We start from the raw sequence: 12,501 nt of genomic DNA, 5'->3' as shown, positions 1-12,501 counted from the left end.
CAACCTCCCGCAAGCGAAAGCCCTTTCGCGAAATCGATTCAACTGTCACTCTCACTGACAGCCGCACCTCCCCCACATGTCTCTCGAAGGAGGCCCCCCCCATGTCCGAAGCCGCATCCCGCAGAGCGGTCGGCCGCCGCGCCTTCGTCATCGGCAGCGCCGCCGCGGCCGGTACCGCAGCGCTCGCCGGGCCGCTCGCCCGGTCGGCGTCCGCCGCGTCCTTCGGCTGGAGCGACGACGGCTCGAACTACGTCGTCGACACCGGCGCGAGCCTCGTCTTCAAGGTCAGCAAGACCAACGGCGACCTGACCTCGCTGGTCTACAAGGGCACCGAGTACCAGGGCTACGGCGGCAAGAACTCGCACATCGAATCCGGCCTCGGTTCCTCGACGGTGACGATCCGTCAGTCCGGTTCGACGATCCTGATCTCGGTCGCGTACGGCACGCTCCGGCACTACTACGCGGCCCGCAGCGGCGAGAACAACGTCTACCTGTGGACCAACCGCGCCGACACCTCGGTCGCCTCGACCCGCTTCATCCTGCGCGTCAAGGCGGGCCTGTTCCTCAACGACGAGCCCAATTCCTACACTTACGCGCCCACCACCATCGAGGCCTCGGACGTCTTCGCGAAGTCCGACGGCCAGACCCGCTCCAAGCACTACTCGAAGCTGCGGGTCATCGACTACGACTACATCGGCTGGAGCGCGAACGGCGTCGGCCTGTGGATCGTCCGCTCCAACCACGAGAAGGCCTCCGGCGGCCCCTTCTACCGCTCCCTGCTGCGCCACCAGAGCGCGGACGGCGGCGGCCTGTACGAGATCCTGCACTACGCGCAGAACCAGACCGAGGACGAGCGCTTCGGCCTCCAGGGCCCGTACGTCATCGCCCTCACGGACGGGGGCGCGCCTTCCTCGTCGCTGTACCCGGGCACGCTCACCACCCCCTGGGCCGACGCGCTCGGCATCTCCGGGTACGTGGCGGCGAGCGGGCGCGGCCGGGTCGCGGGCGTCGGGATCACCGGCCGCAACACGGCGTACCCGTACACGGTCGGGCTGGCCAACCCGGCCGCCCAGTACTGGGGTTCGGCCCGTTCGTCCGACGGCTACTTCTCGATCGGCGGAGTACTGCCGGGGACGTACACGCTGACCGTCCACAAGGGCGAACTCGCCGTCTACACCACCTCGGTGACCGTGACCGCGGGCGGCACGACCACCCTCAACACCATCGCGATCCCGTCCTCGAACGATCCGAGCAACGCGAGCGCGATCTGGCGCATCAACGACTGGAACGGCACGCCCAGCGGCTTCAAGAACGCCGACCTGATGACGTACGCCCACCCGTCCGACGTCCGGGCCGCGGCCTGGACCGGCAACGTCGTCATCGGCAGCGGCACCGAGACCTCGGCCTTCCCCTGCTACCTCTGGAAGGACGTCAACAGCGGTCTGCTGGTGTACTTCAAGCTGACCGCCGCCCAGGCCGCCGCCGCGCACACCCTGCGCATCGGCGTGACGACGGCCTACGCCAACGGGCGGCCGCAGGTCGTCGTCAACGACACCTGGACGTCGGCGATCCCCTCCCCGCCCACCCAGCCGAGCACCCGGTCGCTGACCAACGGCTCCTACCGGGGCAACAACTACACGTTCACCTACAGCGTCCCGGCGAGCGCCTGGCGCACGGACACCAGCCAGTACAACATCCTGAAGATCAACGTGGTGAGCGGTTCGGGGACGACGGCCTATCTCAGCGCCGGCACCTCGATCGACGCGATCGATCTGCTGGCCTGACCTGACGTCAGGTTCCGCGCGTCCACTGCTGGTTGGTCGCTCCGTTGCAGGTGTACGTGATGATCGCGGCGGAGTTGGCGGTGGACGCGCCGTTCACGTCGAGGCACTCGCCGGTGGCGCGGGCCTTGATGTTCACGTACGAGCCCGAGGTGACCACCGACCACTGCTGGGTGGTCGTACCGGAGTTGCAGTTCTCCTGGGTGACGTCGGTGGCGTTCTCCTGGAGGCACAGGGAGCTGCCGCGGCCGACCAGTTGGTAGTAGCCGGTGCCGAGGTCCTTGAACCACCACTTCTGGTTGCCGCCGCTGTTGCAGGTGTACTGGGTGAGGGCGACGCCCTGCCAGAGGGACTGGTTGGGCACGTCCGCGCACTTGGAACTGTGGCGCGCGATCAGTGTGTTGTAGGTGGCGCTCGTCCCGGCGACGGTGCCGGCGGCCGTGTCCACGGTGATCTCCGGGTACCAGGACAGGGACATCGTGGTGGAGGTGGGGAAGGTCAGCGGCAGCCACACGTACCGGGAGTCGCTGACGGTGCCGCCGAAGGAGTTGCCCCAGCGGTCGCCCATGTAGAGGTACGAGGTGCCCGAGGTGCCGGTGATCGGGAGGACGTACGCGGTCTGTGAGTTGTACGTCGTGGAGTCGCCGACGTTCGCCATCGAGGTCCACGGTCCGGCGAGCGAGGTGGCGGTGGCGTACTGCTGCTGGTTGGCGCTCCAGCCGGTGGCGCCCGAAGTGAGCATGAAGTAGACGCCGTTGCGCTTGAACAACGCCGGTGCCTCGCGGTGGCCGCCCGGCCAGGGGTTGGCGACCAGGCTGTCGATGCCGGTGTAGTCGGCGGTCAGCTTGTAGATGTGCAGGTCGTAGTTCTCGTTGGCGGCCGAGACCATGTAGCCGGTGCCGTCGCTGTCGACGTACGTGGTGATGTCCCGGGACATGTACGAGCCGAGGGGGCGGAAGCTGCCCTGGTAGGTGTAGCTGCCGTCGACGGTGTCGGAGACGGCGACGGCCGCGCGGGCCTCGCTGTAGTCGGTGCCGTTCTCCTTGTGCATCCACATCACGAACTTGCCGGTGGACGCGTTGTAGATGACCTTCGGACGCTCGATGTAGGCGGTGCCCAGCTCGGCGGCGGAGGACTGGGTCAGGACGTTGTTCCTGAACTCCCAGTTCTTCAGGTCGGTGGAACGGTAGACGGAGACGGCCTTGAAGGTGTTGTCGGCGTTGCGGTTCTCGCCGAACCAGTAGTAGTACGAACCGGCCTTGATGACGCCGCCGCCGTGGGCGTGCAGGACGTTTCCCGAAGTGTCGGTGAACTGGACGCCGTTGGGGATGGTGAGGGCCGCGGCCTGGGCGGGACCGGCGGTGGCGAGGGCGCCGGCGAGGGCCAGACAGAGGGCGAGCAGTACCGCGTACGCACGTCTCATGACGCGACCTCCAGGTCCGTGACGGCGGTGTCCGCCACCGGGATGCCGAAATCCGGGGTGCCGTCCGCGTGCCAGCCGAGCTTCTGGACGCGGGTGTGCCGGTTGGGGTCGTCCAGCGGGTCGCCGACGATGTCCTTGTACGGGCGTGCGTGGTAGACGAGGACGTCGCTGCGGCCGTCCTCGGCGACGGTGAAGCAGTTGTGACCGGGGCCGTACTGCTTGGTGGTGTCGTTGCTGGTGAAGACCGGGACCGGCGACTTGGACCAGTTCGCGGGGTCCATGAGGTCGGCGTTCGCGTCGACGGTCAGCAGGCCCATGCAGTAGTGGAAGTCGGTGGCGCTGGCCGAGTACGACAGGAAGAGCCGGCCGTTGCGGGCGATGACGGACGGGCCCTCGTTGACCTTGTAGCCGACGCACTCCCAGTCGTACTCGGGCGTGGACAGCCGTATCTGAGGTCCCGTCAGTGTCCACGGGTTCGCCATCTTCGAGAGCCACAGGGCGGTGTTGTTGTCCATGCCGGGCTCGTGCTGGGCCCAGACGAGGTAGCGCGTGCCGCGGTGGGTGAAGGTGGTGGCGTCGAGGGAGAAGGTCTCCCACGCGGTCCTGACCTGGCCGCGTTCGGTCCAAGTGCCCTTGAACGGGTCGTGGTTGGCGTTCTCCAGGACCCAGATCCGGATGTCCCACACACTTTCTGCGGGCGCCGAGGCGAAGTAGATGTACCACTTGCCGCCGATGCGGTGGATCTCCGGCGCCCAGATGTGCGCGCCCATCGGGCCGTCGGCGTGCTTGGTCCAGATGACCGACTCGGCGGCGGTCGCGAGGCCGTTCAGGGTGCGGGAGCGGCGCAGGATGATCCGGTCGTACTCCGGGGCGGTGGCCGTGAAGTAGTACGTGCCGTCGGAGTGCCGGTGGATGTACGGGTCGGCGCGGTTGCGGACGAGCGGGTTCACCAGCGGGGCGGCCTTCTGCGGGCTCGCCGCGGCGGCGGTGGGGGCGGCGGCCAGGGCGCCCGCGGCCAGGGCACCCTTCAGCAGCAGTCGTCGGTCGGGGGCGGGGGGAACGCGGCTCATGCGGACTGCCTCTCGGGTGGGGGTGTCCTGAGAGTGATGTTCGATATTGCGAACATCTGTTGTCATTGCGAACAGCCGAAAGGTACGGCGGGTAACAGGGGAGGTCAACGGGTTGGACGAGACAGGAGAAGGCGCTTTCTGCGAGCGCTTTCTGTTCACTCGTCCGGGACGCGTGCCGGAGGCGGTCTCCGGGCCGGGTTTCTGTTATCGCCGGCCGCCCCGCCGCGTCTCCCCTGCCGTGCACAGCCATACCCACAAGACAGCAGCCGCCGCCGGCGCCCTCGCGGCCGTCGCCGCCCTCCTCGCCATCGCTCCCCCGGCCCAGGCCGCCGGTGCCCGGGACGTCACCGCTGACGTGCTCGCGGGCCGGGACGTCACGCTCAGCGGCGACACGGTCGTCACCGTGCCGTCCGGGACGACGACGTACGACGGGGTCTTCCGCGGCGAGGGCACGCTCACCGTGCGCGGCACCGGGACGCTGATCCTGACCAAGGACAGCGACTTCACGCTCCCGAAGGCGCGGCAGCGGCAGAAGGTGTCGGTCCAGGGCGGCAACCACCCCTACGTCACCACCGCGACCCCCGACCCGCCCGCGATCACGGTCGCCCGCGGCGCCACGCTCCAGTACGGCAACGGCGGCTCGGCCGGCGTGATCGGCCACTACCCGTACAACACCCCGGCCTTCCGCCTCAACCAGGACAACATCCGGGTCGACGGCACCCTGCGGCTGTCCCTGAAGGACGTCGCCTACAACCTGGGCACCATCAGCGGCACCGGCCTGATCACCCAGCCGCGCTTCCTCTGGGCCACGTGGGACGTGACGTCCGGCCCGTTCTCCGGGGTCATCGACAACGGCACGCAGACGAACGCCGGACGGCCGGAGTACGCGACCTCCCTGCCGGGGATGCGCAAGGTCCTCAACCAGGGCACCTGGACCGTGGACACCCCGCTCGGCCAGACGGTCACCCAGCGCATGGACTTCTACCAGCGCGAGTACGGCAGCGACATCAACGTCCAGTCCCGGCCCGGCAGCAAGGTGATCCTCACGGGCCAGTACAGCTGGTCGAACCAGGGCGGCGACACCGATCCCTCGCTCAGCGACCCGGCCCTCAACTGGACGCCCGCCCGCAAGAACGTCAACAAGCGCGGCACCAACATCAAGGGCGCCAACGTCCAGTGGGGCGACGGCACCACGCACAAGATCTTCATGCCGGGTACGGCGGAGACCGTCTACATCAACCTCCTTGCCGCACGCTCCCGTTCCCTCCTCACCTTCGACTACAACGGCCCGGTGACACTGGGCGCCCCCATCGGCGGCGGCAAGTTCCACGACACACTCGCGGCGCCCGGCGCCGGGGACATCGTCATCGCCGGGACGCGCGGCAACGACGTCACGTTCGCGGCCGTCCAGTACTACGACGGCTCCACGACCGTCGAGAAGGGGGCGGTGCTGCGGTTGGGCAGCGGCCGGGCGGGCGGCGACGGCGGGCTGTACACGGCGGGCGGGCTGTACAAGGTCGTCAACAACGGCTCGCTGATACTGAACAACGTGACCAAGTCCCTTGCCCTGCCCCGGATCAGCGGCAGCGGCTCCCTCACGCAGACGGGCAGCGCGACGACGACCCTGACGGGGACCTCGGTGACATACACCGGGACGACGACGGTGAAGAGGGGCACGCTGGCCCTGCGCAACGGGGCAACTCTCCTGCGCAGCAAGGCGATCCGGCTGACCACACCCGGCGCACGCCTCGACCCCGGTACGGCGGGGCTGCGGGTGGCGACCTCGCTGAGCGGCAAGGGCACGGTGAAGGGGGCGGTGACGAACGACGGCGTGGTGCGGGGCGGCCTCACGGTGTCCGGCGCCTACACGCAGCGCGCGAAGGGTGAACTCGTGCTGGGCGACCAGCCGTTGAAGGTGAGCGGCGCGGTCCGGCTGGCCGGTGACCTCGACCTGGCGGCGGCCGGGGCCCACCCCGCGAAGAAGATCACCGTGCTGGACCACAAGGGGGCCGCGAAGACCAAGGGCGCCTTCACCGGCCTGAAGGAGGGCGCGAAGCTCAAGCTCGCCGACACCACCTACCGGATCACCTACAAGGGCGGCGACGGCAACGACGTCGTCCTCGCCGTGGCCACCCCTAAGACCACCAAAGCAGAAGCAACCCCGCCCGCCGCGGCCGACGTGACCCGCACCGCGGGCGCGGAACAGGACGACAGGCTGGGCTGGTGGCCGTACGCCCTGGCCCTGGGCCTCCTGGGCGGCTTGGCGGTCCCGGCGACGCGGTACAGGCGCGGTCGCCGGGGCGGACGGCACGCAGCGCACTGATAAGCACCGCAGAGTGAACGCCGTCAAGGGGCGCGGGGCTGTATCGATATGCGGCTCCGCCGCGTGGGCGCGACCAGCCACCACCAAGCGGCACCCGGCCCCGACATCAAGAGGCGCCCCCGTAGCCGCAGCGACTACTGTCGACAGCGTGACCAGCACCTCCCCCCTCGCCCACGCGCTAGCCACCCGAACCGTCGTCCTCGACGGCGGCATGTCCAACCAGCTCGAGTCCGCCGGGCACGACCTGAGCGACGAGCTGTGGTCGGCCCGTCTGCTCGCCGAGCGCCCCGAGGCGATCACCGAGGCGCACCTCGCCTACTACGAGGCCGGCGCGGACGTCGCGATCACCTCCAGCTACCAGGCGACGTTCGAGGGCTTCGAGAAGCGCGGCATCGGCCACGACCGCGCCACCGAGCTGCTGTCCCTCAGCGTGGAGCTGGCCCGCGAGGCGGCCCGGCAGGCGCAGGCGAAGGGCGTCACCCGCCCGCTGTACGTCGCCGCCTCCGTCGGCCCCTACGGGGCGATGCTCGCGGACGGCTCCGAGTACCGCGGCCGGTACGGGCTGAGCGTGGCCGAGCTGGAGGCCTTCCACCGCCCGCGCCTGGAGGTGCTGGCCGCGGCCGGACCCGACGTCCTGGCCCTCGAAACGGTGCCGGACGCCGACGAGGCGCAGGCGCTGCTGCGGGCGCTGCGCGGTCTGGGCACGCCCGCCTGGCTGTCGTACTCGGTCGCGGGCGACCGTACCCGCGCCGGGCAGCCGCTGGAGGAGGCGTTCGCCCCGGCCGCCGAGGCGGACGAGGTCATCGCGGTCGGTGTGAACTGCTGTGCGCCCGAGGACGTGGACGGGGCGGTCGAGATCGCGGCCCGCGTCACCGGCAAGCCGGTCGTGGTCTATCCGAACAGCGGCGAGGCCTGGGACGCCGAGGCCCGTGCCTGGGACGGCCGCTCCACCTTCACGCCGGGCGAGGTGCTGGCCTGGGAGGGGGCCGGGGCGCGGCTGATCGGCGGGTGCTGCCGGGTGGGGCCGGAGGCGATCGCGTCGATCGCGGGGACGCTGTCGTCGCACGCGTAGCCCGCACCCTCCCTCTCCTCCCGGCTCGCTCCGCGGCGTAGCACGGCCAGGGCACCCTTGTCGCCGGACCAGGCGTTTTCCTATGCTCGCGGCGACAGCAACCGTTTTCTGTCCGGGGAGTACCGCGTATGCCCATCGGCCCGATCCGTCTCACCGGCCTCGCGTCGAGCGCGCTGCGCCCGGCGACCGCCGCCCGCGTCACGGGCGGTTTCTGGGCCGAGCGGCGCAGGACGAACGCCGAGGTGAGCATCCCGCAGGGCCCGGCCCGGCTGGAGTCGGCCGGGAACCTGGCCAACCTGCGGGCCGCCGCCGCGGGCAAGGGCAGCTTCACCGGCGACTTCCCCTTCCAGGACTCGGACGTCCACAAGTGGCTGGAGGCGGCGTCCTGGCAGCTGGCCGGCACCCCGGACGACGCCGAACTGGCCGCTCACGTAACCGAGTTGATCGGCCTCCTCGTCGCCGCCCAGGAGGCCGACGGGTATCTCCAGACGCACTACCAGGTCGCCCACCCGGAGAAGCGCTGGCAAGAGCTGGGCTGGGGCCATGAGTTGTACTGCGCGGGCCATCTGATCCAGGCCGCGGTCGCCCACCACCGGGCGACGGGCCGCCGCGAACTCCTCGACGTGGCCGAGCGGTTCGCCGTACTCGTCGACTCGGTGTTCGGCGCCGACAAGGAGATCGACGGGGTGTGCGGGCACCCTGAGATCGAGACCGCGCTGGTGGAGCTGTACCGGGAGACCGGGGAGCGGCGCTGGCTGGACCTCGCCGGGTACTTCGTGGACCGGCGTGGGCACGGGCTGCTCGACGCCGATGTCAACCCGCATCTGGGCAGGACCTATTGGCAGGACCACACACCGGTGCGGGAGGCCACGTCCGTCACCGGGCACGCCGTACGGCAGTTGTACCTGCTGGCGGCCATGACAGACCTGGCCGCGGAGACCGGCGACGGTGAACTGCGGGCCACCGCCGAGCGGTTGTGGGACGCGATGGTGTCCTCGAAGACGTATCTGACGGGCGGGCTCGGGGCCCGGCACGAGGGCGAGGCGTTCGGGGAGCCGTACGAACTGCCGCCGGACCGCGCCTACGCGGAGACCTGTGCGGCGATCGCGTCGATCCACTGGTCGTGGCGGATGGCGCTGCTGACCGGCGAGGCGAAGTACTCCGACCTCGTGGAGCGCACCCTCTACAACGGTTTCCTGGCCGGTGTCGGCCTCGACGGCGACAGCTGGCTGTACGTCAACCCGCTCCAGGTCCGCGAGGAGTACGAGGGCGCCTTCGAGCCGGACAAGACGGCCCGCCGCACCCCGTGGTTCCGCTGCGCCTGCTGCCCGCCCAACGTCATGCGGCTGCTGGCCTCGCTCCCCCACTACCTGGCGAGCGGCGACGCGGAGGGGCTTCAGCTGCACCAGTACGCGACGGGGGTGTACGAGGCCGGTGGCGGCCGGGTCCGGGTGGAGACCGCGTATCCGTGGCAAGGGCGGATCGAAGTGACCGTCGAGGAGGCACCGGACGACACCGACTGGACGCTGTCGCTGCGCATCCCCTCCTGGTGCACGGACTTCACCGCCTCGGCCCCCGGCGGCGCGGCGCCCACCGAGACCCACCCGGGATGGCTGCGGCTGCGCCGCCGCTGGTCCCCCGGTGACACCCTCACCCTCGACCTGGACCTGGCCACCCGGCTGACCCGCCCCGACCCCTACGTGGACGCCGTACGGGGCTGTGTGGCGATCGAGCGCGGCCCGCTGGTGCACTGTCTGGAGGCCGTCGACCAGTCGCCCGGCCTCCGCTTCGAGGACCTCACCCTCCCCGACGGCGCCCGCCTCGCCGCCCGCCACGACCCCGGGCTGCTCGGCGGGGTCACCGTGGTCACGGCCGGCGGACGGAGCCGGGGAGGCGGAGACGTCGTACCACTGACCGCAGTTCCGTACTACGCGTGGGCGAACCGGCGGCCGGGAGCGATGCGGGTGTGGATTCCCCGGGAGTGAGGGCGCGGGCCCACAGGGCCAGCTCGGCGTCGAGCGGGCCGTACGCGAGGTGCGGCTCACCGTCGCCGAAGATCCGCACCGGGTGCGTGGCGTCCCACGCCTGCCACCCGGGGTTCCCGTCCACCACGAACCGCACCCACGCCCCGTGCATGGCGTCGCTCAGCTCCTGCGGGGCTCCGTCGCCCGCCAGCTTGGCCGACTCGGGGCGCTCCCCGGTGTCGAAGACGAACCCGAGTTCGAGGGCGTGGCAGGAGCCGAGGTCGGGGAGGTTCGAGGGCCAGGCGAACTCGTAGACGTACGACGTGCCGGGGCGGGCGTCGGCCAGCCGGTGCAGCGGGAGGCGCAGCAGGTGGTCGGTGACCATCTGGCCGACGATCTCGGCGGTGCCGGCGCCGGGGTGCAGGGCGCGGTAGCCGCGCGGCACCTCGTGGCCGGTGTGGCAGCGGGCCATGGCGCCGGCGAGGGCGACCGGGCCGAGCCGGTCGACGCGTTCCAGCAGGCCGCCGGGGACCAGCCAGAGCCGGTACTCGTCCCGGGTCCAGCCGGCCATCAGCTCGACGTCACGGGCCGCGTCGCCCTCGACCAGGGCGTCCAGGGGATCGCGGGGGACGAGGTCGCCGTCGACGACGATGCCGAAGGCGGGGCCGCCGAGCACCGGGCTGCTGAGCTTGCCGACCTCGGCCTGGGTGCGCAGCAGCAGCTCGCGGTCGACCTCGGCGAAGGCCGCGGCGGTGGCCGGGATCTTCAGCCGGGTCGCCATCCGGCGGACCATGCGGCGCACCTTGTCCCGGTCGGAGGCCTCGGGCGGGCCGCTCTGCAGGATCGCGCGCCGGACCAGGCCCTGGGCCTGCGGCGCGGCGAGCAGGGCGCCGGTGCTGATCGCGCCGGCCGACTGGCCGGCCAGGGTGATGCGGGCGGGGTCGCCGCCGAACTCCGCCACCGACCGGTGGACCCACTCCAGGGCGGCGAGCTGGTCGCGCAGGCCGGGGTTGGCGGGGGCGTCCGGGAACAGTCCGTAGCCCTCCACCCCCAGCCGGTAGTTCACGGACACGAAGACGACGCCGTCCCGGGCGAAGGCATGCCCGTCGTAGACCGGCACGGCCGAGGAACCCCTGGTCAGGGCGCCACCGTGCAGCCACACGAGAACCGGGAGCCGGGCCCCGCGGCCCGGCTCGGGCGTCCACACGTTGAGGTTGAGGCAGTCGTCCCCGGGTACCGCCGGGTCGGACAGGTACTGCGCGAAGGCCTCGGAGTACGGCGGTTTCGGCGCGGTCGGCCCGAAGGCGACGGCGTCCCGTACCCCGTCCCAGGGCTCGGGCGGCAGCGGCGGCCGGAACCGGCGCGCGCCGAAGGGCGGCGCCCCGTAGGGGATGCCCCGGAACACCGCCACACCCCGTTCGTACCGGCCACGGACGGCCCCGTAGGGCGTCCTGACCACGGGGTTCGCCTGGTCTGCCGTCATACGCCCACCAGCCCTTCGCCGCGCTCGTGCACCGGTAACACAAGAGCATCACAGGCCCGGCTCGTATTCCGGTGCACGGGCGCCGGCGGGGGCCATTCGGTGGACATGGCCGCGGCAGGAGAGGGAGAGGCGGCGGTGCCCAGTCGGGTGGAGCGCACCAGGGACGGTAAGCGCATTCATTGTTTCGAAAGTCACGGACCACCCGACCACCACCCGGCCACGCCAAGTCCGACCTCTTCCGGACTTCACATGGGCGACCTAGGGTAGGAAGCGCTTACTTATTTCTGTGCTGGTCGAAACTTTCCAGGGCCCACGGGCGGGCCGGAGAGGCGGTTCCCGATGGTCCGTACGGGAGGTACGAGCGTGGCGGCCGGGCCGACCCTCGCGGTCGTGGCCCGGGAGGCCGGGGTGTCCGTGCCCACCGCCTCCAAGGTCGTCAACGGCCGCGAGGACGTGGCGCCGGAGACGCGACGCCGGGTGACAGAGGCCCTGGACCGGCTGGGGTACGTCCGCAGACCCCGGTTCGACGCGACGAAGCCGCCCGGGCTCGTCGACCTCGTCGTGCACTCGCTGGAGACGTCCTGGTCGGGCGCGGTGCTGCACGGGGTGGAGGAGGCGGCCCACGACGCGGGCCTGGAGGTGGTCGTCTCGGCGGGGCTCACCCGGCCCGGAGGCGGCCGCCCCGAGCGGGGCTGGCTGGACAAGCTCATCGCCCGCGGCTCGTCCGGGGTGCTGTTCGATCTGGCCGAGCTGACGCCGTCCCAGTACGCGTGGCTGGAGCAGCACCGCATCCCGTTCGTGATGATCGACCCGGTGCTCGAACCGCCGCCGGGCGTGGTGTCGGTCGGGGCGGCGAACTGGCAGGGCGGGGTCGGCGCGACCGAGCATCTGCTAGGGCTGGGTCATGAGCGGATCGCGGTGATCGCCGGGCACCGGCGCAGGATGAGCAGCGGCGCGAGGGTGGCCGGCTACCGCTCGGCACTCGCGTCGGCCGGGGTCAGGCAGCGTCCGGAGTACGTGCGGTACGCCGGTTTCGACGAGGGCGAGGCCCGCCGCCGCACACTCGAACTCCTCGACCTGCCCGAGCCGCCGACGGCCGTCTTCGTCTGCTCGGACCGGATGGCGCTGGGGGTGTACGAGGCACTCGCCGAGCGGGGCCTGCGGGTGCCGGACGACCTGAGCGTCGTCGGCTTCGACGACCTCCCCGAGTCCCGCTGGCTCACTCCACCCCTGACCACGATCCGCCAGCCCCTGTCGGAGATGGCGGCGACGGCTCTGCGGCTGCTGGTCCGCATGATGGACGGTTGCAGGCCGGAGGGGACGCGGACGGAGTTGTCCACGCGGTTGGTGGAGCGGGGGAGTACGGGGAGGGTGCGCGCGTAGGT

At 71.1% G+C, this 12,501-nt stretch carries 8 protein-coding genes; 5 read left to right on the top strand and 3 right to left on the bottom strand.

Annotated features, from left to right (window positions below; genetic code table 11):
* The first annotated feature begins 101 nt into the window (after window positions 1–101).
* Window positions 102–1,784 carry a rhamnogalacturonan lyase B N-terminal domain-containing protein gene (locus CRP56_RS33145; RefSeq protein WP_097270284.1) on the top strand — a complete coding sequence of 561 codons (1,683 nt, stop codon included), beginning with the start codon at window positions 102–104 and terminating at the stop codon, window positions 1,782–1,784.
* Window positions 1,785–1,791: 7 nt separating this feature from the next.
* On the opposite strand, the gene CRP56_RS33140 is transcribed toward CRP56_RS33145, so the two are convergent.
* Together CRP56_RS33140 and CRP56_RS33135 are read right to left on the bottom strand one after the other, a co-directional pair.
* Window positions 1,792–3,204, bottom strand: a complete 1,413-nt coding sequence (locus CRP56_RS33140) for an RICIN domain-containing protein (RefSeq protein ID WP_097270282.1) — start codon at window positions 3,202–3,204, stop codon at window positions 1,792–1,794.
* On the bottom strand, window positions 3,201–4,274 hold the full coding sequence (locus CRP56_RS33135) for a glycoside hydrolase family 43 protein (RefSeq protein WP_097270281.1): 1,074 nt from the start codon (window positions 4,272–4,274) through the stop codon (window positions 3,201–3,203). The genes CRP56_RS33140 and CRP56_RS33135 overlap by 4 nt, the downstream gene beginning before the upstream one ends.
* Before the next feature lie 238 nt (window positions 4,275–4,512).
* Here CRP56_RS33135 and CRP56_RS33130 point away from each other — a divergent pair, with 238 nt between their 5' ends.
* The 3 genes from CRP56_RS33130 to CRP56_RS33120 all read left to right on the top strand — a co-directional run bounded on the left by CRP56_RS33130 (window position 4,513) and on the right by CRP56_RS33120 (window position 9,654).
* Window positions 4,513–6,597 (top strand): autotransporter, encoded by a 2,085-nt coding sequence (locus CRP56_RS33130; protein ID WP_097270280.1) that lies wholly within the window; start codon window positions 4,513–4,515, stop codon window positions 6,595–6,597.
* Between the two features lie 148 nt (window positions 6,598–6,745).
* Window positions 6,746–7,669, top strand: a complete 924-nt coding sequence (gene mmuM, locus CRP56_RS33125) for a homocysteine S-methyltransferase (protein WP_218877996.1) — start codon at window positions 6,746–6,748, stop codon at window positions 7,667–7,669.
* A 128-nt stretch (window positions 7,670–7,797) separates the two neighbouring features.
* A complete protein-coding gene (locus CRP56_RS33120; RefSeq protein WP_143664962.1) occupies window positions 7,798–9,654 on the top strand; it encodes a glycoside hydrolase family 127 protein in 1,857 nt (618 codons plus the stop codon).
* On the opposite strand, the gene CRP56_RS33115 is transcribed toward CRP56_RS33120, so the two are convergent.
* Window positions 9,536–11,116, bottom strand: coding sequence for a carboxylesterase/lipase family protein (locus CRP56_RS33115; RefSeq protein WP_097270279.1), 1,581 nt, complete (start codon window positions 11,114–11,116; stop codon window positions 9,536–9,538). The two genes, CRP56_RS33120 and CRP56_RS33115, sit on opposite strands and share 119 nt — an antisense overlap.
* A 339-nt stretch (window positions 11,117–11,455) precedes the next feature.
* On the opposite strand from CRP56_RS33115, the gene CRP56_RS33110 reads away from it, so the two are divergent.
* Window positions 11,456–12,499: a LacI family DNA-binding transcriptional regulator gene (locus CRP56_RS33110; protein ID WP_097270278.1), complete on the top strand. Its 1,044-nt coding sequence runs from the start codon at window positions 11,456–11,458 to the stop codon at window positions 12,497–12,499.
* Window positions 12,500–12,501 lie beyond the last annotated feature (2 nt).

This window comes from Streptomyces sp. TLI_55 (genome assembly GCF_900206255.1).
Taxonomy (GTDB): Bacteria; Actinomycetota; Actinomycetes; order Streptomycetales; family Streptomycetaceae; genus Streptomyces; species Streptomyces aquilus.
The sequence above is the reverse complement of the archived record's forward strand: the minus strand, read 5'-3'. Positions and strand labels throughout refer to the sequence as shown.

Bases quoted from the DNA above. Each gene is read 5' to 3' on its own strand.
- CRP56_RS33145 (WP_097270284.1), top strand. From the start codon at position 102: ATGTCCGAAGCCGCATCCCGCAGAGCGGTCGGCCGCCGCGCCTTCGTC.
- CRP56_RS33140 (WP_097270282.1), bottom strand. From the start codon at position 3,204: ATGAGACGTGCGTACGCGGTACTGCTCGCCCTCTGTCTGGCCCTCGCC.
- CRP56_RS33135 (WP_097270281.1), bottom strand. From the start codon at position 4,274: ATGAGCCGCGTTCCCCCCGCCCCCGACCGACGACTGCTGCTGAAGGGT.
- CRP56_RS33120 (WP_143664962.1), top strand. From the start codon at position 7,798: ATGCCCATCGGCCCGATCCGTCTCACCGGCCTCGCGTCGAGCGCGCTG.
- CRP56_RS33115 (WP_097270279.1), bottom strand. From the start codon at position 11,116: ATGACGGCAGACCAGGCGAACCCCGTGGTCAGGACGCCCTACGGGGCC.
- CRP56_RS33110 (WP_097270278.1), top strand. From the start codon at position 11,456: ATGGTCCGTACGGGAGGTACGAGCGTGGCGGCCGGGCCGACCCTCGCG.